At 71.7% G+C, this 23,150-nt stretch carries 19 protein-coding genes and 1 pseudogene; 11 read left to right on the forward strand and 9 right to left on the reverse strand.

The genetic code is table 11. The features are described 5' to 3' along the window. Positions 1–73 precede the first annotated feature (73 nt). Positions 74–1,957 carry a lipase maturation factor family protein gene (locus K8612_RS11235; protein WP_223762273.1) on the reverse strand — a complete coding sequence of 628 codons (1,884 nt, stop codon included), beginning with the start codon at positions 1,955–1,957 and terminating at the stop codon, positions 74–76. A gap of 139 nt (positions 1,958–2,096) precedes the next feature. Between K8612_RS11235 and K8612_RS11240 the strand changes: the two genes are divergently transcribed. After that, on the forward strand, positions 2,097–2,750 hold the full coding sequence (locus K8612_RS11240) for an MBL fold metallo-hydrolase (RefSeq protein WP_223740868.1): 654 nt from the start codon (positions 2,097–2,099) through the stop codon (positions 2,748–2,750). Positions 2,751–2,755: 5 nt separating this feature from the next. Here K8612_RS11240 and K8612_RS11245 read toward each other — a convergent pair whose 3' ends face one another. Together K8612_RS11245 and K8612_RS11250 are read right to left on the reverse strand one after the other, a co-directional pair. Continuing rightward, positions 2,756–3,550 carry a hypothetical protein gene (locus K8612_RS11245; RefSeq protein ID WP_223740867.1) on the reverse strand — a complete coding sequence of 265 codons (795 nt, stop codon included), beginning with the start codon at positions 3,548–3,550 and terminating at the stop codon, positions 2,756–2,758. After that, the gene (locus tag K8612_RS11250; protein ID WP_223740866.1) at positions 3,540–4,442 is read right to left on the reverse strand and encodes a dimethylarginine dimethylaminohydrolase family protein; all 903 of its coding nucleotides are present in this window, start codon (positions 4,440–4,442) and stop codon (positions 3,540–3,542) included. Before K8612_RS11250 ends, K8612_RS11245 begins: the two co-directional genes overlap by 11 nt. Positions 4,443–4,625: 183 nt before the next feature. Between K8612_RS11250 and K8612_RS11255 the strand changes: the two genes are divergently transcribed. Further along, on the forward strand, positions 4,626–6,236 hold the full coding sequence (locus tag K8612_RS11255; RefSeq protein ID WP_223762274.1) for a sodium:proton antiporter: 1,611 nt from the start codon (positions 4,626–4,628) through the stop codon (positions 6,234–6,236). Positions 6,237–6,258: 22 nt separating this feature from the next. Here K8612_RS11255 and K8612_RS11260 read toward each other — a convergent pair whose 3' ends face one another. Together K8612_RS11260 and K8612_RS11265 are read right to left on the reverse strand one after the other, a co-directional pair. Continuing rightward, the gene (locus tag K8612_RS11260) at positions 6,259–6,921 is read right to left on the reverse strand and encodes an SRPBCC domain-containing protein (protein ID WP_223762275.1); all 663 of its coding nucleotides are present in this window, start codon (positions 6,919–6,921) and stop codon (positions 6,259–6,261) included. Further along, the gene (locus K8612_RS11265) at positions 6,918–7,568 is read right to left on the reverse strand and encodes a 2OG-Fe(II) oxygenase (RefSeq protein ID WP_223740863.1); all 651 of its coding nucleotides are present in this window, start codon (positions 7,566–7,568) and stop codon (positions 6,918–6,920) included. Before K8612_RS11265 ends, K8612_RS11260 begins: the two co-directional genes overlap by 4 nt. 290 nt (positions 7,569–7,858) lie before the next feature. On the opposite strand from K8612_RS11265, the gene K8612_RS11270 reads away from it, so the two are divergent. Continuing rightward, positions 7,859–10,138: a di-heme oxidoredictase family protein gene (locus K8612_RS11270; RefSeq protein WP_223762276.1), complete on the forward strand. Its 2,280-nt coding sequence runs from the start codon at positions 7,859–7,861 to the stop codon at positions 10,136–10,138. A gap of 77 nt (positions 10,139–10,215) precedes the next feature. On the opposite strand, the gene K8612_RS11275 is transcribed toward K8612_RS11270, so the two are convergent. Next, complete coding sequence (locus K8612_RS11275; RefSeq protein ID WP_223740861.1) at positions 10,216–11,535, reverse strand: hypothetical protein; 1,320 nt, start codon at positions 11,533–11,535, stop codon at positions 10,216–10,218. A gap of 313 nt (positions 11,536–11,848) precedes the next feature. Here K8612_RS11275 and K8612_RS11280 point away from each other — a divergent pair, with 313 nt between their 5' ends. Together K8612_RS11280 and K8612_RS11285 are read left to right on the forward strand one after the other, a co-directional pair. Then, positions 11,849–12,556, forward strand: coding sequence for a hypothetical protein (locus tag K8612_RS11280; protein WP_223740860.1), 708 nt, complete (start codon positions 11,849–11,851; stop codon positions 12,554–12,556). A 79-nt stretch (positions 12,557–12,635) separates the two neighbouring features. Further along, positions 12,636–14,345 carry a GTPase gene (locus K8612_RS11285; protein ID WP_223762277.1) on the forward strand — a complete coding sequence of 570 codons (1,710 nt, stop codon included), beginning with the start codon at positions 12,636–12,638 and terminating at the stop codon, positions 14,343–14,345. A 222-nt stretch (positions 14,346–14,567) separates the two neighbouring features. On the opposite strand, the pseudogene K8612_RS11290 reads toward K8612_RS11285, so the two are convergent. Further along, a pseudogene (locus tag K8612_RS11290) lies at positions 14,568–15,023 on the reverse strand (M23 family metallopeptidase); the annotation flags it as partial. Positions 15,024–15,341: 318 nt separating this feature from the next. On the opposite strand from K8612_RS11290, the gene K8612_RS11295 reads away from it, so the two are divergent. The 6 genes from K8612_RS11295 to K8612_RS11320 all read left to right on the forward strand — a co-directional run bounded on the left by K8612_RS11295 (position 15,342) and on the right by K8612_RS11320 (position 20,795). Beyond that, a complete protein-coding gene (locus K8612_RS11295) occupies positions 15,342–15,989 on the forward strand; it encodes a TetR/AcrR family transcriptional regulator (protein ID WP_223740858.1) in 648 nt (215 codons plus the stop codon). A gap of 20 nt (positions 15,990–16,009) precedes the next feature. Further along, positions 16,010–16,909 carry a sterol desaturase family protein gene (locus K8612_RS11300; protein ID WP_223762278.1) on the forward strand — a complete coding sequence of 300 codons (900 nt, stop codon included), beginning with the start codon at positions 16,010–16,012 and terminating at the stop codon, positions 16,907–16,909. Between the two features lie 162 nt (positions 16,910–17,071). After that, positions 17,072–18,661, forward strand: coding sequence for a glucose-6-phosphate isomerase (locus tag K8612_RS11305; RefSeq protein ID WP_223762279.1), 1,590 nt, complete (start codon positions 17,072–17,074; stop codon positions 18,659–18,661). A gap of 154 nt (positions 18,662–18,815) precedes the next feature. Then, positions 18,816–19,397, forward strand: a complete 582-nt coding sequence (locus K8612_RS11310; protein WP_223740855.1) for an SAM-dependent methyltransferase — start codon at positions 18,816–18,818, stop codon at positions 19,395–19,397. Between the two features lie 57 nt (positions 19,398–19,454). Continuing rightward, positions 19,455–20,225 carry an SDR family NAD(P)-dependent oxidoreductase gene (locus tag K8612_RS11315; RefSeq protein ID WP_223740854.1) on the forward strand — a complete coding sequence of 257 codons (771 nt, stop codon included), beginning with the start codon at positions 19,455–19,457 and terminating at the stop codon, positions 20,223–20,225. 42 nt (positions 20,226–20,267) lie between these two features. Next, a complete protein-coding gene (locus K8612_RS11320; RefSeq protein ID WP_223762280.1) occupies positions 20,268–20,795 on the forward strand; it encodes a hypothetical protein in 528 nt (175 codons plus the stop codon). On the opposite strand, the gene K8612_RS11325 is transcribed toward K8612_RS11320, so the two are convergent. Both K8612_RS11325 and K8612_RS11330 read right to left on the reverse strand, forming a co-directional pair. After that, positions 20,785–21,804: a cytochrome d ubiquinol oxidase subunit II gene (locus K8612_RS11325; protein WP_223762281.1), complete on the reverse strand. Its 1,020-nt coding sequence runs from the start codon at positions 21,802–21,804 to the stop codon at positions 20,785–20,787. The two genes, K8612_RS11320 and K8612_RS11325, sit on opposite strands and share 11 nt — an antisense overlap. Further along, positions 21,794–23,140, reverse strand: a complete 1,347-nt coding sequence (locus K8612_RS11330) for a cytochrome ubiquinol oxidase subunit I (protein WP_223762316.1) — start codon at positions 23,138–23,140, stop codon at positions 21,794–21,796. The genes K8612_RS11325 and K8612_RS11330 overlap by 11 nt, the downstream gene beginning before the upstream one ends. Positions 23,141–23,150: the final 10 nt, after the last annotated feature.

Genomic DNA, 23,150 nt, shown 5'->3' on the forward strand with positions numbered 1-23,150 from the left:
GAGCCATTAGCCGCTCCTCCTCCGTGTGGGGTCCTGGCGTACCGCGCGCGAGTCACGTCGACCCGGCCCTGTTTCAGACGTACCAGGTCAGCCGTCCCGCCTGCTCGGACGACCCGGGCGCGAGGGTCAGCGGCGACACATACAGCCCGCGCCGCTCCCGCGTCCACCAGGCCCCGGTGCGCTGGCGCTCCGCCCGGGAGGTCATCCGGTAGTCGTGGAGCACCGCCCGCACGAGCCGGGGCGGATGCTCCGGGAAGGGATTGGACGCGAACAGGCGCAGCACCTCCGGCGAGCCCTCCAGCAGCCGCTCCATCAAGGCCAGGAACCACGACGGCGGCGACCCCAGCGCGGCGAACCACATCTGCCAGTCCAGCCGGGGCTGGTGCGGGGCCACCTGACGCGGTGGCCGGTCCACGCCCGACGTCTTGTAGCGGAACGGGTACTCCACCCAGTGCACGCCGTCGTTCGAGCCCTCCACCGTGATCTCCGGCCGGTCCACCGTCATCACCGCGAACAGGCCATAGGAGTTCACCGAGTGCAGCGGCATCAGCCGGTCCTCCAGCCAGTCCACCGCCCGCACCAGGCGCTCCGGGCCGCGCGGCCACCACCCCATCCGGCGAAGCTGCTCCATGGTGCCCAGCGTGAGCAGCGGCACCGCCGCGGCCACGGACAGCACGGTGCCCGGCACCGAGGGCCACCGCGCGAGACCGGCGTCGCGCCACAGCCGCTCCGGCAGCACGCGCCGCAGGGCCGCGTCGTCCAGCAGCCACAGCCCCAGGACCAGCGACTGGACGTTGAAGAAGCCGTAGTTGCCCGTGGCCATGATGGCCGCCTGCAACGCGGAGAAGGCGCCGAAGGCGGCCTGCCGCACGCGCCGGGGGCCGAAGGCCAGGAAGGGCACCACCGTCTCCGACGCCAGCACCGCCGCCGTGCCCGCGTGGCGCACCCGGCGCGGCAACTGGTGCGCGGCCCAGCCGCCGCGCGTGGGCAGGGGCGCGGTCTCGAAGTACACGTCGCACGCGCTCAGCTCGCGCCACGTCCGGTCGCCCGAGTGGAACTTGCTGATGCCCGACCCGAAGTAGAGCCGGAACACGAGCGCGCGGAAGAGGAACACCTCCAGCGCGGACACGTCCCGCTTCCCCAGCCCGGGCCTCACGCCGGCTGGCGCGGTGAGCGCGCCCAAGAGCCCCATCTCCAGGAGCAGCACGTCCCACTGGAACGACAGGAACTCGCGCCCCAGCGACACATAGGACAGGTACAGCGCCCACAGCGCGGCGGCGCTCGGGCGCGGCGCCACGTTGAGGAGCAGCGCCACCGACAGGGCCTGCCCCACGCGGCAGCCGCGCACCAGCGCCGCGTCCGACGCGTCCTTCCAGAACACGGAGGGGGGGCGCCAGCGGCCCTGCTCGGCCTGGCGCTCGGACTGCGCCACGTCGCGGATGGGACGGATGCCCTTCTCCCCGTAGAGCCCCAGCACCTGCCTCCCCAGCGACGTGAAGGCGACGAGGAACGTGCCACCCAACAGCCGCATGAAGGCCCAGCGCACCAGCCGGTGCTCCGCGGGCTCCGTCACGCGGCTGAACAACCACGTGTCCCAGCGCGACGCGCTCCGGCGGTGGTGCGCGATGACCGAGTACACCGCGCCCGCCACCTGCCGGACGCCGGGCGTGAGCCCCAGCCGCGCGGCGAGGCGCGTGCTCCAGCGGGGCGACCAGGCGAGCATTCGGAAGACGGCCTCCGCGCCGGACGAGCGGCGCCCCGACGGCTCCACCAACTGCATCGCCCGGCGCATGTCCTGCTTCGGGATGCCCAGCAGCTTGAGCAGCCATCCGCTCCCCCGCGCGAAGCGCACCCGGCCGCCGGTGTCCTGGCGCCAGCGCGCCACCCAGCGCTTGCAGAAGCCGCAGTCCCCATCGAACACCACCAGCGGTCGCATCTCGCGGCTCATCGCGCGCATCGGGTCGCTCCTTCGTCCAATGACAAAAGTGCGCGCGGAGGGCGGGATGCGAAGGGGCCAGGAGGGCTCGCTGGAGGGGCAGACGGGCGGCGGAGCGCGCCCCCCTGTCATCCGGGGACAGGTGCCTAGCTTTGTCCGCATGAGCGAGCCCAAGGCCCAGGCGAAGAAGACGGATGAAATCGTCCCCGGCGTGCACCACTGGACCGTCTCCGACGACCGGCTCGGCGGCATCCGCAGCGACGCCTACGCGGTGGTGGACGACGACGGCACCGTCACCCTCATCGACCCGCTGCCCATCGACGAGCAGGCCCTGCGCAAGCTGGGCGACATCGACGCCATCGTGCTCACCGCGGGCAACCACCAGCGCTCCGCGTGGCGCCTGCGCAAGGCGTTCGGCGTGCCCGTCTGGGCGCCCGAGGGCGCGCAGGGCCTGGAGGAGAAGCCGGACTTCGAATACGTGAACGGCACCACGCTGCCGGGCGGCCTCAACACCTTCCAGACGCCGGGGCCCACGGAGGCCATGTACACGCTGTGGCTCCAGAAGAGCCCGCACGCCGTGGTGTTCATCTCCGACCTGCTGTCACACGAGGGCCGGCGCACGCCCACCTTCGTCCCCGGCGAGTACCAGGACGAGCCGCTGCGCACGCGCACCAGCATCCAGCGCATCCTGGACCACCTGCCCATCCAGACCGTCTGCTTCGCGCACGGCGCGCCCATCCTCAAGGACGGCGCCAGCGCCCTGCGCAAGGCCCTGGAGCAGGACGACGAGTTCCCGCACGCCCCCGCGCCCTGAAGCCCTCAGCCCGGAGGCACCTCGCGCACCAGCACGTGGCCGTCGTCCTGGCCGGGCGGCACCAGCTCCAGCCGGGCCCCGGCCTCCGCGCGGTCCAGCAGCGTGCCCAGCGACAGCAGGTCGGTGACGGGGATGCGCACGGCGGGCAGGGCCGCGTCCCCCCGGAGCATCGCCCGGGCCACGCGGGCCTCGTCGGAGAGGTCCGTCTCGTAGACGAAGGTGCGCTCGTCGTACTCGTGTCCGCCGGGGACGCGCCCGACCAGCCGCATGGGCCCCAGCCGCGAGTGCACGCGCACGGCGGGGTTGTCCCACTGGGTGACGCCGCGCAGCCGCTTCGCGCGCACCATGCCCAGCGTGAGCAGCTTCACCCACGCGGACGCGCTGCGCCCCGGCAGGAAGCTGAACAGCGACACGCCCACGAACAGCCCCGGCGTCAGCGACGGCGCCACGTAGCAGGCCGCGCCAATGGCCGGCTCCTCGTCCGCCAGCAGCAGCCGCTCCCGCGCGGGCGCCTTGAGCAGCCGCGCCGGACAGCGCAGCAGCCCGATGGCGCCGGGCAGCAGGTACAGGTCCGACAGCACCCAACGCGGCACCCCGATGCCGCCGAACGCCAACTGGTTGAGCGTGAGGTACTGCCGCGCGAGCTCCGCGTTGTGCTCCGCCAGCAGGTGCTTCACCGGGATGCCGTACGGCGACAGGTCCAGCGACGGGACATGCACGCCGGAGCCCAGCGCCTGCAACGACAGCTCCGGGGCCGCGGCGAAGAACGCCTGGGCCAGCGACGCGAGCTCACCCGCCATCGGCTTCCAGGTCCTTCGCCACGACGTCCAGCCGGTACTCCGGCGGGAGCGTGACGCGCGAGGCGTCCACCGACGCGCGCGACACCAGACAACGCGACGAGCCGCCGCCCTTCTCCGTCAGCTCCGGCATGGGCATGGACACCACGCGCATGCCCAGGCGCTCGTAGGTCTCCGCGATGTGCGCGGGCATCACCGTGGGCGCGAGCAGGTCCCTGCCCAGCGGCAGCCCGTTCGTCGCGTAGCGGCGGATGTCCGCCTCCGTCACGCGCACCAGCCGGTCCGCGCCGAAGCGCTGCTCCAGGAGCGCCACCGACTCCGGCGCCATCACGTCCGGGCACACGACCAGCCGGTCCACCGCCGGCAGGGGGAGCACCGCCATGTTCCCGTGGAAGGCGGGCTCGCGCACCTGCACGCGCAGCACCTCACCGGGGAAGGACCGCTGCGCCGCCTCCAGCCCGTCGAGCGTCGTGCGCCCGCCCCAGAACAGCAGCGTCACGCCGTCGAACGTGGCCACGTCGCCGTGCGCCTCCCAGATGCCCACGCCGGGGTCCACGACCTCCAGGCCCAGGCGCTTCGCCAGCGGCGCCCAGTGGTCCCGCTCCGCGAAGCGATGCGCGCTCATCATCCGGGGCAGGAGGAACAGCGGGGCCTGGCCCTCGCGCGCCACCACCTGACCGCACTCGGCCGCGTAGGGCATGCCCGTCAGCGCGTCCGACGGCGAGGGCAGCGCCACCACCGTGCCACCCCGGGACTCGATGTGCCGGGCGAGCGTCAGCCACTCCCGCCGCGCGCCGCGCGCATCCGCCGGAGCGGCCTCTCGGCTGCGGAAGTTCGAGCGGCCTCGCAACGCCCAGCCCCGGCCCGGGGGCGACATCAGGAAGAGGTCCATCATCCCTCGCTTCTAGCCACCGCCCCACGGCCCCACAACGCATCCGTCTCCAGGCCCGGGAAAACAGTCTGGCAAAATGCAACGCCTGCCCGTCCCCTCTCATTTTCCCCCCGAAAGGGGGTTGCCCCACCGCCCCGCGCGCGTGGCATCCTCGCCATTTTTGAGCACAAACGGGGCTGGGGATTCATGCACTTCGAGTTGGCCTTCGTGCTGCTCTTCTCCATCGCGACAGCGGTGGCGATCGCGGCGCGCTACTTCAAGTTTCCGTACACGGTGGCGTTGGTGCTGGCGGGCCTGGGCCTGGGCATCGTGCAGGCCTTTGAACCGCCGCACCTGACGAAGGAGCTGCTGTTCGCGGTCATCCTGCCGGGGCTGCTGTTCGAGGCGGCGTTCCACGTGGACTTCCGCAAGTTCATGAAGAACAAGCTGGCCATCACCTCGCTGGCGATTCCGGGCCTGGTGGCGTCCATGGCGCTCACGGCGCTGTTCTTGTCCCCGGCCATGAGCGGGCTGAACGCGCTGGAGGGCTTCGGCCTCATCCACGCGATGGTGTTCGCGTCGCTCATCGTGTCCACGGACCCCATCGCGGTGGTGGGCCTGTTCAAGGCGCTGGGCGCGCCCAAGCGGCTGGCCATCCTGGTGGAGGGCGAGAGCCTGCTCAACGACGGCACCTCCGTGGTGCTCTTCACCCTGGTGGTGGGCGTGGCCGGTGGCCAGGCGTTCACCGCGGGCGGCGCGGTGATGGACTTCATCAAGGTGGCGGGCATGGGCGCCGTCATCGGCGCGGCGGTGGGCTTCGTGGTGGGCAAGGTCATCCTGCGCGTGGAGGACGCCATGGTGGAGATCACCTGCACGGTCATCGCCGCGTACGGGTCCTTCGTGGTGGCGGAGCACTTCCACTACTCGGGCGTCATCGCGGTGGTGGTGGCCGGCATGGTGTGCGGCAACTGGGCGGCCCAGGAGGGCATGGGCCCCACGGTGCGCATCGCGGTGGAGAGCTTCTGGGAGTACCTGGCGTTCGCGCTCAACTCGGTGGTGTTCCTGCTCATCGGCCTGGAGGTGCAGCTATCGTCGCTGCTCGACTCGTGGCTGCCCATCCTGCTGGCGTACGGGGCGGTGCTGCTGGGCCGCGCGGTGGTCGTCTACGGCGTGTCCGGCCTGTTGCGCTTCACGTCGGAGAAGCTGCCCTGGAAGTGGAGCGCGGTGCTCACCTGGAGCGGCCTGCGCGGCGCGGTGTCCATGGTGCTGGTGCTGGGCCTCCCGAACGACTTCGCCCACCGCGAGCTGCTGGTGAACATGACGTTCGGCGTGGTGGTGCTGTCCATCATCGTCCAGGGGCTCACCATGGCGCCCATGCTCAAGGCGCTGGGCATCACCGGCATCAAGGACGTCTACCAGGAGCAGTACGAGCTGGCCCGCGGCAGGCTGGGCGCCATCCACGCGGCGCTCGCGTCGCTGGAGGCCATGCGGCGCGGCCGCGAAATCCCGGTGGACACGCTGGAGCCCCTGGAGCGCGACTACCAGCAGAAGGCGCAGGCGGTGGAGCAGGAGCTCATCACGCTCAAGCAGCAGTCCAACCGCTTCCACGACGAGGAGAAGCAGGAGGCCATCCGCCGCGTCCTCGTCGTGGAGAAGGACGCCCTCTTCAGCGCCTACCAGCAGGGCACGCTCAACAAGGAGGTCTTCGAGCACCTCACCGCGGAGCTGGACGAGCGCATCGCCAAGGCGAAGGACGCGGAGTCCCACGTCCCGGAGGAGGAGGCCCGCACGCCTCCGCCGCAGGCCCTGGCCTCCTGAGCGCCCCCGGGGGGCGGCGGCGTCAGCTCGCGCCGCCCTCCACCCGCGACTGGAGCACCGCGCCCAGCACGTCCGCGGTGTCCTCGCGCAGCCGCGACAGGTGCGTGTAGAGCAGGTCCTCCACGTGGGCCACCGCCTCCTTCGGCGCGCCCGACTCGCGCAGCCCCGCCAGCACCGTGTACGCGGCCACCGCCAGCGGCCCCACGTAGCCGCGCGACTCCTCCCAGAACTCCTCGAAGCACGGCACCGCCTCGCCCGCCACCACGCGCCCGAGCCGCCCCAGGCACGCCTCCCAGTAGGCGCGGTGCGCGTCCCGGGCCGCGTCGTCCGCGAACGGGCCCTGGCGAAGCTGGAGCCGCGTGCCGTCTCCGGCCGGATGGAAGGTCAGCTCCGCCCGGGTGCGCCCCGGCGGCACCGGCCCGCCGCCCTCCCAGTCCATCTCCAGCGCCAGGAACCGCCCCGGCTCCACCTGCACGATGCAGCCCACCTGAGAGAACACCCGCCCCGCCGAGTCCCGCAGGCCCACCCGGTAGGGCTGGCCCAGCGCGCCGGGGTCCGGCGCGTGCGTGCGGTAGCAGCCCGGCGGCGCGCCGAACCAGCGGCGGATGAGCGCGGGCTCCGAGAAGGCGGGGAACACGGCGTCCGGCGGCGCGGGCAGCGTCCACTCCAGCGTCAGGTCGCTCACGCCCGCACCCCCGAGCGCGTGCGCAGCTCGAAGCGGGGCACGTTGGCCAGTTGCTCTTCCGGCGCGCGGTACTGCTCCACCACCAGGCTGATCCGCGACTCCCGCATCGACTCCGCGCCGGAGGTGATGGCCTCCACCTCATGCAGCAGGTCGCCCCGGAACATCACCAGCGCGTTCTCTTGCGGCGCGAGCTCCGCCACCCTGCCGCCCCGGTGGTACAGCCGCAGCGCCCCGCCCCGGAGTTCCTTCGGAACCTGGACATACAGCACGCTCACCGCCACCGGACAGCCGATGCTGGGGCCGTAGAACTCGAGGCTCCGGTCGATGTGCGCCGCGACGTTCCGGCCCTTGCCCACCAGCAGCGGGTTGAGCAGGAAGGCGTTGCACTCCGGCAGGAGCGTCCTGGCCAGGTACGGCGCGAACGCCGGGAAGCGCTCGTGGACCTCCGGCAGCGCGTCCCGGCGGAACGTCAGCGAGAAGCCGTACGTGCCGGAGAACTGCCCCGACAGGTTCGACTCCCCCAGCAGCGACGAGCCCAGGATGGCCGAGCGGATGGAGGCCATCGTCTCCTCGGGGAGGACGTCCGGAGTGCGGTGGAAGAAGGTGTCGAGCCGGAAGGCTCCACCCCACGGTGGCTGGAAGCGCATGGCCCCGGAGTCTACCCACCCACGCCGCGCCGCCCCATCCCCCGCCGTCACTCGGGGCCGGGCCCTTTCACGGCGTCTGGCAACACGACGCGTCAATCCCTGACAACACGGCGCGTCACGCTTTGCATCAATTTCGCTTATTTATCATTTATCACGTCTAAGTCGAATTCTCCGGACTCCCACCTTGCGGCTCCCAGGGCGTTCAGACTTTCTTCGGACAAGCTACGAAGTCCCCTTCGCAGCGCACGCCGTCCCACGCCCCATCCACCCCCACACCGGAGTTCGCAACCATGAGCCGAAGCAGACTCACGGGAATCGCGCTCGCATTCCTGGCCGTCAGTTGTCTGGCGGTGCAATCCGCAGAAGCCGCCACGTATGGCGTCACGCCATCGGGCTCCTCCGCCGTCTTCTACGTCGACACGACGGACTGGGCGGACATCCACTACGTGCTCAACGGCGGCGGACAGCAGAACATCCGCATGACGGTGACGGGAGGCCGCAACCAGTACACCGTCACCGGCCTGAGCACCGGCAACACCATCGACTATTTCTTCACGTACTGGGACGTGTCCTGTGCCTGCGCGCGGGACACGGCCTGGACGCGCTACACGCACACCGGCACGGGCGGCACGGACGCGGGCACGGGCACCGACGCGGGCACGGGCACGGACGCGGGCACCGGCGTGGACGCCGGCCCTCCGCCCAACGGCGACGCGGGCCCGGTGGTGCCGCTGTTCACGAGCAGCACGGCGCTGGAGGCGGCCACGGTGGAGAACACCTCCACGGCCCTCATCACCCGCGTGGGCGACCGCGTCCGCGACCGCCACATGCGCGAGGACCAGTACCAGGCCTACGACCACTACCTGAAGCTGTACTTCGAGAAGCGCACCCACTGGATTGAGATCGTGGACGAGGTCGCCAAGGGCGGCAGCGTCATCACGGTGAACCTGTACACGATTTATCCGTATGACTCGCCGGACTTCCGCGCGTTCTTCCGCGGCATCAACACGGTGGCCGAGTACTGGCACAACGCGGACTTCACCAAGGTCAACGACTACAAGTACACGGCGTCGGTGAACTTCAACGCCAAGGAAGGCCGCGCCATCCGCAACGGCGACCGGATGGAGCTGGAGGTGGGCGTGTTCCTCCAGCAGCCGGTGGAAGGCCGCTTCAACTACTACTCCACGGGCATGCTCTACATCGTGGGCCAGGGCGGCCTGGTGCCCTTCGAGGGCCAGGGCAGCCTGCGCGACTCCTTCCCGCTGCCGGAGAAGGCCTGGTCGGGCGGCCGCGGCACGCTGCACACGCCGTTCTCCAACGAGCCGGACAACCGCTTCCTGCAGATGCCCACGAACCTGGCGCCGGTGAACGCGCAGCCCTTCGTGGAGGGCCGCCGGCTGCACCACACGAACTTCCGCGACGGCAGCCACTCCGAGCCGGACAACCCCGTCTTCAGCGCGCAGGCGAACAAGCTGGGCAACAACTACGTCAACGTGTCCTGCGTCTCCTGCCACAAGCAGAACGGCCGCGGCCTGCCGCCCTCCACCACGAACACCACGCTGGACAACTACGTGGTGAAGGTGGGCAAGGTGAACAACGGCGTGGTGTCCGTGGATCCGGCGCTGGGCTTCCGCCTCCAGCCGCGCGCGGTGAGCGGCACGCCGGAGGCGGACGTGCGCATCTCCAGTTGGACGACGACGGCGAGCGGCACGCTGAACGGCGGCGCGACGTACAGCCTGCGCAAGCCCAACTACAGCTTCCTCAACGTGACGCCGACGAACTTCTCCGCGCGCATCACGCCGCAGTTGATTGGCATGGGCCTGCTGGAGGCGGTGCCGGAGTCGCAGATCGCGGGCCTCGCGGACCCCAACGACGCGAACGGCGACGGCATCTCCGGCCGCATGCAGACGGTGAAGGACCCGGAGACGGGCGTCACCCGCATGGGCCGCTTCGGCTGGAAGGCGGCGGCGGCGCGCGTGAAGCACCAGGTGGCCGAGGCGCTCAACAGCGACATGGGCGTGACGTCCAACGTGTTCAAGACGCAGGACTGCGGCACGTCGCAGCAGGGCTGCACGGGCACCAGCGCGGAGCTGTCCGACGCCGACCTGGACAAGCTCACCCGCTACATCGCGCTGCTGGGCGTCCCCGCGCGCCGCGACCACTCGGACGCGACGGCGCTCCAGGGTGAGACGGTGTTCACCAACGCGGGCTGCGCGAAGTGCCACGCGCCCACGCTGACCACCAGCCCCTACGCGGCGATGACCGAGTTCCGCGGCCAGACCATCCGCCCGTACACGGACCTGCTCCTGCACGACATGGGCGCGGGCCTGGCGGACAACCTGCCGGAAGGCCAGGCCTCCGGCGCCGAGTGGCGCACGCCGCCACTGTGGGGCATTGGCCTGACGGCGGGCGTGTCCGGCGGTGAGGCGTACCTGCACGACGGCCGCGCGCGCAACGTCACCGAGGCCATCCTCTGGCACGGCGGCGAGGGCGAGGCCGCCAAACAGGCCTTCGTGAACCTCAGCGCCTCCGACCGCAACGCGCTCCTGAAGTTCGTCAACTCGCTGTAAGGCGTCAGGCCGGCTTCAAACACAGACGCCGGGCGGGAGGGGCCAGCCGTGCCCCTCGCGTCCGGCGTCGTGTCGTCTCAGGGCGCGAGCGGCGACGCCTCGTAGCCCACGGTGCCGGCGGCATTGCCGTCGTAGGTGCTGGCGCTCTGGGTGAAGGTGGCGTTCTTGAAGACGAAGACGCCCCAGCCGGCGCCCTGCGACACGAGCGAGCTGGTCAACTGCAACTGTCCCCGCCCCAGGGCGCTCCCCACGGAGATGCTGGCCCGGATGTCACCGGTGCGCGTGAAGTAGTCACAGCAGAAGGGGTCCGAGCCGCCGTGGGTCACCCGCGCGTGGGCGAGGACGTTGTCCGGGTTCAGGGAGAGGATGGAGATGCCCTTCCAGTACCCCGGCGTCTCCGTCCTGCCCGTGAACACGATGGGCGCCTCCGCCGTCCCTCGCGCCACCAGGGAGCCCGTCTCCGTGATGCGGAGCCCGGACTCCGCCTCGAACTGGAGGCGCACCCCCGGCTCCAGGGTGAGCGCCCCCGCGTACTCCACGGTCGTGTCCGGAAGGCCGGTGGAGACGCCATAGGGCACGTCCAGCTTGCGCAGCGTCTGCGCCGTGGCGGTGTCCGCCTCCGGCGCCGCCACCAGGTGGACGGCGTTGTCGCCGTTGGCCTCCGGCTGGGTGGGGCTGTTCCCGGAGTAGAGGCTCTCCCCGTCCAGCGCGCCCGCGGTGGACACGCTCACGACCACGGGGGCGCCCACGTTGCCCCGGAAGAGGTTCCGCGAGAAGCCGGGCAGCCGCGCCTTGTTGAAGACGAACAACCCCAGCGTGCCGCTCTTCTCCACCGTCGTGTGGGCGATCCTCACCTGGCTGCCGGCGCCCAGGTTGGAGCCCACCACCACGGCCGCCCGGGCCTCCAGCCTGCCGCCCGGCCCGTAGAAGAAGTCACAGCAGAAGGATTGCTCGCTGCCCGCGTAGGAGATGACCACGTGCTCCAGCGCGTTTTCGGGGGTGTTGGACTTGAAGGCGAGCCCCTTCCAGAAGCCCGGCGTGGGCGTCGTCCCCGTGAAGGTGATGGGCGCGGCCTCGGTGCCCACCGCGTGGAGGGAGCCCGTCGCGGTGACGAGCAGTCCCGCGTCGGGGCCGAAGCGGACCACCGTGCCGGGGGCGAGGGTGAGCGCGCCGCTCACCTCCACGACGCCCGTCACCGCGTACGAGCACCGCTCCTCCCCCGGCGCCCAGGCCGTCGTGGAGGTCACGTCATTGGAGATGGTCCGGACACAGCCGCTGGGGGAGGGGTCCTCGCCGGGGTCCTCCCCCGGCCCGGCCGGGTCTCCGCCGCAGGCCGCCAGGACGGAGGCCACCGCGAAGGGAAGGAGGTGAGGAAGGCCGGTCAGGTATCGCGTCATGAATGCCACCCAGGAAGGAGCCAGCGGCGACGGCCGCGCTCGAGCAAGGGGGATACGCCGGCCCCGGCCGCTATTCTCACGAAGCGCGAAGCAGCTCCCCGGGCTCACGGTGCGCGCATGAACGCGCCCCCCTCCTCCACCGCGAGAACACATCCGCGGAGGCCGCCTGACACCCGGCTGGCCCAGGCGACTGCGCACGGGCGCACGCTCGGCGTCCGGGATGCGCGATGGCAGACAGGTGAGGGGGACTCCCCACTCCCAGCCTCGTGAAGCGTTCCGACCTTTCTGGCGTTCCTTTTCCCGGAGAACGCCCATGGCGCAGCATCCCGCCCCTCCGCCTCCCCTTTCCGACAGTGAGCTCCAGGTGGAGGCGGTGGCCTTCATGGAGGCCCGGGGACACTGGCTGACCGCCGTCGCGGCGCGGCGGGTGGCGGCGGTGCGCGAGTTCTTCCGGCAGCACGCCCACCTGCGGCGCGACTTCCTCCGGGAGCGGGCCGAGGAGGAGCGTCGGGAGGGGCGGCTCGCGCTGGAGCTGTTCTCCCGCGCGGTCCAGCGCGTCCGGTGGCTGCTCACCACCGGCGACGGGCCCACCACGCGCATCCACGGCGCGGAGGCCGGGCGCGACCTGGGCCTGCTGTTCGCGGGCACCGACTCCGGACTGGATGGCCTGACGTCGGAGCAGGAGCAGCGCTGGAACCTCAACCACCCGCACCCGCTCCCGCCCACCGGCTTTCGCACCCGCCGGCTCGACGACGACGGCCCTCGGGAGGATCCGACGCACCACCTGGCCTTCTACGCGATGTTCGGCGCCTCCAACGACAGCTCTCCCGAAGCGCAGTGGAACAAGCTGATGGGCACGCTCGGCGACCTGGGCCCTCCGGAGGATCAACACCTGGCCTGGGACGGCATCGACCTGGGGCGCCAGTTGGGCGACCCGCGCTTCGACGTGAATGCCTGGCTCTGGAAGACCGTGGGGGACACGGCCCAGGTCCCGCGGGCCGCGGAGGCGGTCGCGGGCTGAAGGGGGAATGCACGCTGGCGCACCGTCACCGCACATCCCGGTAGCCAGCACGCGCGCGCCACGCCACGCTGGCCCCTCCGTGGACGACACCCGCCTCCCCGACCCCGAAGCCCTCCGCCCGCTGCTCACCGACGCGCTGTCGCTGCCCGCGCTCCAGCCCCATGGCCCGCGCCTGGAGCGGCTCCTGGAGGACTACGCGCGGGGCGTGGCCCGGAAGGACGCGCCGCTCGTCGTCGCGCTGGTGGGCGCCACCGGCGCGGGCAAGTCCACCCTGCTCAACGCCCTCTCCGGGCAGAACCTCTCCCGCGAGGGCGTGGACCGCCCCACCAGCACCGCCTCCACCCTCTTCGCGCCGGAGGGCACGGCCACGGACGAGCTGGCCCGCACCGGCGCGCGCGTGGTGCGCTACACGCCCGGGCCCCAGGGGCTGTGGAGCGGCCAGGTCTTCATCGACACGCCGGACCTGAACAGCGTGGCCACCCAGCACCGCGACGTCGCGCGCGCCGCGCTGGACAAGGCGGACGTGGCGCTCGTGGTCATGCACCGGGGCAGCGTGGCGGAGGCCACCCAGGTGGAGTTCCTCACCGAGTTCGCCCGCCGCCGCGCGCTCGTCTTCATCCTCAACTTCGCGGACGAGCTGTCCGCCGAGTCGCGCGAAGCGCTGAAGTCCCAGGTCCGCCGCGTGGCCACCCAGCACTACGGCCTGGCCGCGGAGGACGTGCCCGTCTTCGCCATCAGCGCGAGGGCCGCGAAGGACGGCCAGGACGTCTCCGGCGAGTTCGGCCCGCTCCTCTTCCACCTGCGCGGGCTGGCCACCCAGGCCGTGGCCGCGCGCGTGCGCCACACCAACGCCCTGGGCGCGCTGGAGGAGCTGGCCTCCACCGTCCAGAAGGCGCTCGACGACACGGACGCGCTGCTCGCGAGGACGCGCACCGCGCTGGACGCGGGGCTCGCGCGCGCGGCGCAGGCGCTCCAGGCGGACTTCGACGCGCGGCTGTCCCTGGCCCACGGGCACCTGGCGTCGGAGGTCCGCAGGCAGGCCGCGGGCCGCTTCTGGGGCCCCGCCGCGTGGGGGCTGCGGCTGTCGTTGTGGGGGGCGTCCGGGATGGGCGTGGGGGCGCTCGTCGCGCGCCGCAGCCTGCCCGCGGGGCTCGCGGTGGCGGCGGCCTCCACGGTGGTGGACGCGGTGAGGGACCGCACCCGCGCCCGCGCCGCGGAGGTGGCCGTGGTGGAGCCCTTCGAGGACGACTTCCTCGCGGAGTCCGCCGCGCGCACCGCCCTGGCGGAGGCGCGCAGCGTGGCGCGCACGCAGGGCCTGGAGGCGGAAGCGCTGGGCGTGCCGGACGTGGAGGTGATGCTGGCGGAGCTGCGCGTGGCCCGCGCGGGCGCCTGGCGCTACACGGCCTCCACCGCCGTCGCGGAGGCCGTGGCCCGCTGGTGGCGCACGGCCCGGTGGCTGGTGCTGCCGCTCATCAACCTGCCCCTGCTGGCGCTGCTGGGGCACGTGGGCTACCGCGTGGTGCGCGGCTACGTCGAAGGCCCCCTGCTGCCGTTGGAGTACTTCGTCAACGCGGGGGCCTTCTTCGGGCTGCTCGCGGGCGCCGGAGCGCTGCTCGCGTCAGCGAGTCTCGTCGGAGCCGCTCGCCATGCGGGGCGCGCGGGCCGGAGCCGGTTTGTCGAGGCCCTCGCCGCCCTGGGCGGGAGGCTGGGAGAGGCCGTCGATGATGGACTTGGCACCGGGCGGCAGGCCGCGCGTCGCATCCTGGAGCGGATTCGCGCTGTCGGGTGACATGGACATGACGGCCTGGCCCGGGACGTGGACGCCGCCGTTGGAGGCCATCATCGGCTGCGCGGAGTCCTTGCACAGCGGCGCCGACACCAGCGTGTCACGCACCGGGTCGCCATAGCCCACGATGCGCGCGGGCACGGAGGGGTTGTTCCACCCGGCGCCCTGCTCCTTGGCGACCTTGAAGTGCAGGTGCGCGCCGCACGCCCAGCCCGTGGCGCCGGAGAAGCCGATGAGCTGGCCCTCCTTCACCTTCTCACCGGCCTTCACCACCACGGCGCTGAAGTGCAGGTACTGCGTCTCCAGCCCGTCGCCGTGGGAGATGACGACGTAGTTGGCCAGCGGCGCGAACTGCTCGCCGCACCCGCCCTGCCTGCTGTCACCGCGCGCCATGCGCACGACGCCGTCATGCGCCGCCACGATGGGCGTGCCTTCCGGCATCCGGAAGTCCCACGCGAACGTGTCGTTGTGCTGGTGGCTGCCCGTCTCATGGCCCTGGCTCACCGTGTAGATGCGGCCACACGCGAAGGGCACGCCCACCTCGGGCATGTTCGCGGCCGCCGTGGCGGAGGGAGGGAGAACAGGCGCCGAAGCGAGGAGGGAGCCGACGAAAAGAGCGGAGATGTTCATATCGGGGCGGGCGGACAACCAGCGCAAGTGCTTGCGGTATTTCCCAGACATTTTTGCCTGATCCCGAACGGATCACTAGCAGCCGAGCCGCGCCCCGCTCTGTCTCAAGGGGGCGATTCTTGACCACACTCCAGAGGGGAGATGTATCAAAAGCACAGGAGCGCCTGGCTCCCTGCCTGTCCAGTTGGCGGGCTTTGCGTCTCTCGAGCCTTGCCGCTCCAATGCCTGTCACCTGACCGGCCTTGAAGACAGACGCCCGCCTGCACGGACGCCCCACGGGCAGGCCTGGACGGCGGTGGTCCGGCACCCCGGAAGGCCCCTTCCAAAAAGTGACTGGTCACTTTTTAAGTTGGCGGTTATCGTCCCGGCATGTCCCCGAAGTCCGCCCCCAGGAAGGCCGCGGCCCCGGCGCGCCGCACGCAGGCGGAGCGCCGCGAGTCGACGCGCCGCAAGCTGCTGGACGCCACCATCGAGGCGCTGGTGGAGCAGGGCTACGCGCGGCTGACGACGGTGGAGGTGGCGAAGCGGGCGGGCGTGTCGCAGGGGGCGCTGTTCACGCACTTCGAGACGAAGGAGGAGCTGCTCGCGGTGGCGGTGGAGCACCTCTTCCCGCGCCTCATCCAGGACTTCCTCGCGGGCGTGGGCGCGCGTCCGTCCGGGAAGGACCGGGTGGGGGCGGCGGTGGACATGCTGTGGGCCGCGTACCAGCGGCCGGAGCTCCAGGCCGCCATCGAGCTGTACGTCGCGGCGCGCACCAGCCCGGAGCTGCAGAGGGCGCTGGCGGCGGTGGACGGTCCGCACCGCCAGAACATGCGCCGCGTGGCGCGCGAGCTGTTCCCGGACGTGGCCGCCACGCACCCGGACTTCGACGACGTGGTGGAGCTGGCGCTGGACGCGGTGCAGGGCGCGGCGGTGGGTGGGGCCGCCCGTCCGGAGGACCCGGCGCACCGCCGCATGCTGGACACGCTGGCGCGCTTCATGCGCGTCGCGTTCGCCCCACCGCACCCGAAGGTCTGATTCGCAGGAGGTCCGCAGCCATGGACATGTCGCACATCCCCGACCTCATCACCCCGGCCATCCCGGTGTTCGTCATCACCGTCATCGCCGAGGCGCTCTGGGTGCGAAAGCTGCGGCGGGAGCGCGGCGAGCACATCAAGGGCCACACGTGGAAGGACACGCTGGCCAGCCTCTCCATGGGGCTGGGCAACGTGGCGGTGAGCGTGTTCTGGAAGGGCGTGGCGTTCGCGGGCTACGCGGCGCTCTACCACCTGACGCCCCTGCGCCTGGGCCACGGGCTGGTGGCGTGGGTGCTGCTCTTCTTCCTGGAGGACCTCTGCTACTACGCGTTCCACCGCGTCCACCATGAGAGCCGCTTCTTCTGGGCGTCGCACGTGGTGCACCACTCCAGCCAGCACTACAACCTGTCCACGGCGCTGCGGCAGACGTGGACGCCGATGACGGGCTGGGTGTTCTGGGCGCCGCTGGCGCTGCTGGGCTTCTCCCCGGAGATGATCGTCACGCAGCAGGCGGTGAGCCTGCTGTACCAGTACTGGATCCACACGGAGGCCATCGACCGGCTGCCGCGTCCCATCGAGTGGCTGTTCAACACGCCCTCGCACCACCGCGCGCACCACGCGTCCAACGCGGCGTACATCGACGTGAACTACGCGGGCATCCTCATCCTCTGGGACCGGCTCTTCGGCACGTTCGTCCCGGAGACCGAGCGCCCCATCTACGGGCTGACGAAGAACCTGACCACGCACAACCCGGTGCGCATCGCGTTCCACGAGTTCGCCGCCATCGCGAGGGACGCGGCCCGCCCCGGACCGCTGAGCCAGCGGCTGGGCTACATCTTCCGCAACCCGGCCTGGAAGCCCAAGGGAGCCCTGCCGGCGCCGGAGCCCGCGTCCGTGGAGGCCGCGCACCCGGCACCGTAGGGACCGCGCGCCTCCGGGTGGAGGACAGAAGCGACGTCCAGGCAACGCGGCGCGCGACATCGTTGCGTCCGGGCCGTGCGGGCCTTGCTACGGTGCGCCGCGACGGTCGGTTCTGGCGGGCGCCGCGCATGAGGTCGGCGCCCCTTGCAAGGGAGTCGGATCATGACGGAGCGCGAGTTGTGGGAGCGGTACCAGCGGCACCTGTGCGTCGTCCCCTCCGTGGGGCTCACGCTGGACATCTCCCGCATGAACTTCGGCGCGGACTTCCTGGACGGGATGCGCCCGCGCATGGACGCGGCGTTCCAGGCCATGGACGCGCTGGAGAAGGGCGCCATCGCCAACCCGGATGAGAAGCGCCGCGTGGGCCACTACTGGCTGCGCGCCCCGGAGCTGGCGCCGGACGCGGAGCTGAAGACGGCCATCACGGACATGCAGGCCCAGGTGGCCGCGTTCGCGAAGGACGTGCACGCGGGCAAGGTGAAGCCCGCGAAGGCCGCGAGGTTCACGCAGGTGCTCATCGTCGGCATCGGCGGCTCCGCGCTGGGCCCGCAGTTGGTGGCGGACGCGCTGGGCAGCGGCCGGGACGCCATGCAGGTGCACTTCCTGGACAACACCGACCCGGACGGGATGGACCGGGTCCTCAACGGCCTGGGCGAGCGGCTGGCGGAGACGCTCACCGTCGTCATCAGCAAGTCCGGCGGCACCAAGGAGACGCGCAACGGCATGCTGGAGGCGCAGGCCGCCTACGAGCAGCGCGGCCTGGACTTCGGCGCGCACGCGGTCGCGGTGACGGGCGACGGCAGCGAGCTGGACACCTACGCCAGGGGCCACCAGTGGCTGCGCACCTTCCCCATGTGGGACTGGGTTGGCGGGCGCACGTCGGTGATGTCGGCGGTGGGGCTCTTGCCGGCCTGGTTGCAGGGGCTGGACGTGGACGGCTTCCTCGCGGGCGCGAAGGCCATGGACGCGGCGACGCGCGCGCGTGACGTGGCGGCGAACCCGGCGGCGCTGCTCGCGCTGATGTGGTTCCACGCGGGCGGCGGCAAGGGCCAGAAGGACATGGTCATCCTGCCGTACAAGGACCGGCTGATGCTGATGTCCAAGTACCTCCAGCAGTTGGTGATGGAGTCGCTGGGCAAGGAGCTGTCGCTGGACGGCCAGGTGGTGAACCAGGGCATCGCCGTCTACGGCAACAAGGGCTCCACGGATCAGCACGCCTACGTGCAGCAGTTGCGCGAGGGCGTGAACAACTTCTTCGTCACCTTCGTGGAGGTGCTGAAGGACCGGGACGGGAAGTCCCTGGCGGTGGAGGGTGACAACACCAGCGGCGACTACCTGCTGGGGTTCCTGCTGGGCACGCGCCGGGCGCTGTTCGAGAAGGGCCGCGAGTCGATGACGCTCACCGTGCCGGACGTGAGCGCGCGCACCGTGGGGGCGCTGATCGCCCTGTACGAGCGCGCGGTGGGCCTCTACGCGAGCCTGGTGAACATCAACGCCTATCACCAGCCGGGCGTGGAGGCGGGCAAGAAGGCCGCGGGGCGCGTGCTGGAGCTCCAGGGCAAGCTGCTCGCGAAGCTGAAGGCGGCGAAGGCGGAGGCGCGGTCGGCGGAGCAGTGGGCGCAGGACCTTGGCGCGGCGGACGAGGTGGAGACGGTGTTCAAGCTGCTGGAGCACCTGTCCGCGAACGGCGACCACGGCGTGAAGCGCTCGGGCGGCGCGCGTCCGGCGGAGGCCCGCTTCCAGGCCGGGTGACAAAGCCCTGCCCGCGGGGGCAGGCACCGCTCCCGCGTCCGGCGAGGCCCGGACTGCCCCGGGGTCGACACCTTCATGGCCCCGGGCGGACGGGATGTGGAGGGTCCGGGGGGGTTCCATCCTGAAGGCACGACATCCCCCAGGTGCCCTCTCGATGAAACCCTCCTCCGCCTTCCTGCTGGCCCCTCCCGTCCCCTCTCAAGAAGCCGAAGACCCGTGGCGCTTCGACGCGCTGGGCTGCGTGCGCAGCCGCTACGACGTCACCATCGACTCGCTCCCCCGCGCGCGCTACCGCTCCGGCCTGGAGATTGGGGGCGCCACCGGCCTGCTCACGGAGAAGCTCCAGGCGCGCTGTGAGGCCCTGCTCTCCCTGGAGACCTCCGAGTCCGCCCAGGCCCGCGCCATCCACCGCTGCCGCCACCTGTCCCACGTGCGCTTCGAGCGCATGAACGTGCCGGACCGCTACCCCGAGCAGACCTTCGACCTCACCCTCGTGTCCGGGCGCGGCGCCTACTGGAGCCTCCCGGAGCTGGCGCTCGCGCAGCAGCGCATCCTGGAGCACCTGGAGCCCGGCGGGCACCTGGTCCTGGTGCACTGGACCGGCCAGACGCGCGACATGCGCTGCGGCGGCCACGAGGTCCATGACGCCTTCCGCCAGCTCACCCCCAGGCACCTGCGCCACCTGCGCGGCGAGATGGAGGGCACCTGGCGCCTGGACATCTTCGAGCGGCTTTGAACGCCCCGGGTGAATCCCGTCCCCCACCCGGCCCTGGCCGGCGGTAGAAGGGGCGGCATGGAACTCGGAATCACGGGGAAGACGGCGCTCGTCACCGGCAGCAGCCGGGGCATCGGGCGGGCCATCGCCATGGTGCTGTCGCGCGAGGGCGCCCGGGTGTGCGTGTGCGCGCGCCACCCGGAGCAGTTGGATGCGCTCGCCAAGGAGCTGCGCTCCGAGGGCGCCCAGGTGGCCACGGTCGTCACCGACGTGGCCACGCAGGAGGGCGCGTACCTGGCGGTGGACTCCGCGGTGCGCGCCTTCGGTTCGCTGGACATCCTGGTGAACAACGTGGGCGGCAGCGGCGGCGCGGGCGCCTTCGACGCGGCCAGCACCCAGCAGTGGAACGACGTCTTCCAGCGCAACCTGATGTCCGCCGTGTGGTGCAGCCAGCGCGCGGTGAACATCATGCGCCAGCTTGGCGGCGGCAGCATCGTGCACATCAGCTCCATCTTCGGCCGCGAGTACGCCACCAGCGCGCCCTACAGCGCGGCCAAGGCGGGCCTCATCGCGCTCACCAAGGAGATGGCGGTGGACCTGGCGTCGCACCGCATCCGCGTCAACGCCGTGGCCCCGGGCTCCATCTTCTTCCCCGGCGGGAGCTGGGACCGGCGCCAGCAGCACGACCCGGAGGCGGTGGCCAAGATGGTGCGCGAGCAGATTCCCTGGGGCCGCTTCGGCACGCCCGAGGAGGTCGCGGACGTGGTCGCCTTCCTCTGCTCCGAGCGGGCGAAGTGGGTGACGGGCTCCACGCTCCCCGTGGACGGCGGCCAGGGCCGTGCCTACTGAGCCCGGTTGCGGTATGCAGTCCGCGCGAATGAGGCCAACGCATTGCTGAAGCTCTACAAGAAGGACGGCGACACCCTGCGCTACTGGGAGGCGTGGGAGCACGAGGGCGTCGTCACGGTGCACTGGGGCAGCGTCGGTGACGGCGGCGAGCAGAAGACCGTCCCCGTCCCCCCGGACGAGGACCCCGACATGGTCATCGCCCAGGAGGCCGAGCCCCAGGTGGACGCCGGCTACGACGAGCCCGAGCCGGACGCCATGGCCGTGCTGCTCGTCGAGTACACCGTGCAGGGCAAGGGCACCGGCCACGACTTCGAGCAGCGCAACGCCGTGGAGGAGCTGCTCACGGACGCGCTCGGCTGGACGGGCAACGGCGAGGTGGAGGGCGGCGAGACGGAAGAGGGCTGCATGCGCGTGCACTGCCGCGTGATGGACCCCGACACGGCCGCGCGCACCGTCGTGGAAGCGCTGGACGCGGAGGAGCTGCTCGAAGGGGCCCGCGTGCTGGTGGCGCGAGGCGACGAGAAGCCCCGCGTCGTGCACCCGCCGCTGTTCCCCGTGCTCAAGACCTAGACGTTGGCACCTGGCCCCGGGGCCCGAAGACGCGGAACAGCAGCACCAGCGAAGGCACCACCGTCACCAGCCCCACCCCGAGCGCCACCAGGAGCAGCCGCTGCACCACCGGCTGCGCCGCGGCGCCCTGGAGCGTCAGGTCCGGATAGACGAGGTACGGCGCCTGCGACACCGCCCACCCCAGCACGATGAGCCCGCCCTGCGTGGCCGCCGCCACCCGCGCGGCCCGGAAGCGCCGCGTCCACAGGAGCGCGAACGCCGCCACCGCCGCCACCGCCGTGCCCGCGTGCAGCGCCAGGGCGAACGGCGTCTGGAGCAGGCCCGTCCACACCCGGGGCGCGCCCTCGCGCGACAGCAGCAGGACGGCCAGGGCCAGCGGGAACAGCAGCCCGCCCGTCACCAGCGCCCGGCGCCGGAAGTCGTCCGCCAGCTCCGGCGTCCGCGCCTCGTGCGTGAGGTACACGGCCGCCAGGAACGCGAACAGCCCCAGCGTCAGCGCGCCCACGGACAGCGCGAAGGGCGACAGCCACGACGCGAAGAAGCCGCTCACCACCGCGTGCCCCCGCATGCGGATGGAGTCGCTGGCCACCGCGCCCACGCACATGCCCAGCAGCAGCGGCGCGACCACGCTCGCCACGCTGAACACCACGCCCCAGCGGCGCTCCACCGCGTCCCCGCGCGTGTCGTAGGCGCGGAAGGTGAACGCGGTGCCCCGGAACACGATGCCCAGCACCAGCAGCGTCAGGGGCACGTGCAGCGCCACGCTCAAGGCCGCGAAGGCCCGAGGGAAGCCGCTGAAGAGCAGCACCAGCCCCACGATGAGCCAGACGTGGTTCACCTCCCACACCGGGCCGATGGCGCGGGCGATGAGCGCGCGCTGCTCCGCCTTGCGGGGCCCGCGCGCCAGCAGGTCCCACACCCCGCCGCCGAAGTCCGCCCCGCCCAGCAGCGCGTACAGCACGAACGTGCCCGCCACCGCGAACCCCAGCACCGTCGTCTCAATGGGCATGGGCCGCCTCGCCGTCCACGTCCGCGCCGGGCTCCCGGGGCCTGGGCAGCGTGCCCGCCACCTGCCGCCAGAGCACGAAGAGCACCGTCACCCCCAGGAACAGGTACACCGCCGTGAAGGTGAAGAACGGCGCGGCCAGGTGCGGCACCGGCGTCACCGCCTCGCCCGTGCGCATCACGTCCCGGACGATCCACGGCTGCCGGCCCCACTCCGTGACGAGCCACCCCGCCTCCAGCGCCACCAGCCCCAGCGGCCCGGACAGCAGCCACGCGCGCATCATCCCCTTGCCGTGCGGCCACTCGCGGCCCCGCCACCGGCGCCACAGCGTCACCAGCGCGAGCAGCGCCATCAGGCTGCCCGTGCCCACCATCACCTGGAAGGCCAGGTGCACCTTGGCGACCGGCGGCCAGACGTCGCGGGGGAACTCCTTCAGGCCCTTCACCTCCGCGTCGGGGTCCGCGAACGCGAGGATGGAGAGCCCCTTCGGCAGGTCGATGGAGCCCGACACCGTGCCCTTCTCCGCGTCCGGCCAGCCGCCCACCCGCAGGGGCGCGCCCGCCTCCGTGTCGAAGTGCGCCTCCATCGCGGCCAGCTTCACCGGCTGCGCGCGCGCCACGTGCTTCGCGGACAAATCCCCCACCAGCGGCTGCGCGAGCGCGGTGACGCACGCGAGCGGCAGCGCGATGGACAGCGCCTTCTTGTGGAACGCGGCGCCCGGGTGCTTGAGCAGGATGAAGGCGTGGATGCCCGCCATCGCGAACGCGCTGGCCTGATAGCAGGACAGGAGCACGTGCGCCGTCTGGTACTGCCAGCCGGGGCTGAACATGGCCACCAGCGGCTGCACGTCCGTGGGCCCCGAAGGCGTGGGCGTGAAGCCGGACGGGTTGTTCATGAACGTGTTCACCAGCGTGACGAAGAACGCGCTCGCCGCGCCGCTCACCGCCACCATTACGCCGCTGAACAGGTGCAGGCCCGGCGACACGCGCTCGCGGCCGTACAGGTAGATGCCCAGGAAGATGGCCTCGGTGAAGAAGGCCACGCCCTCCAGGCTGAAGGGCAGGCCAATCACCTCTCCGTAGCGGCCCATGAACTCCGGCCACAGCAGGCCCAGCTCGAACGAGAGCACCGTCCCGCTCACCGCGCCCACCGCGAACAGGATGGCGGTGCCCTTGGCCAGCTTCTCGCTGAGCTTCCGGTAGTCCGCGTCTTTCGTGCGCCGGTGCTTCAGGTCGCTCAACACCATCAGCACCGGCAACGCCACGCCGGCCGCCGCGAACACGATGTGGAACGCGAGCGACAGTCCCATCTGCGCGCGCGCATAGAGCAGGTCCGTCATGAGCATCAGT

The sequence above is a fragment of the Corallococcus sp. AS-1-6 genome (assembly GCF_020037015.1).
GTDB lineage: Bacteria > Myxococcota > Myxococcia > Myxococcales > Myxococcaceae > Corallococcus.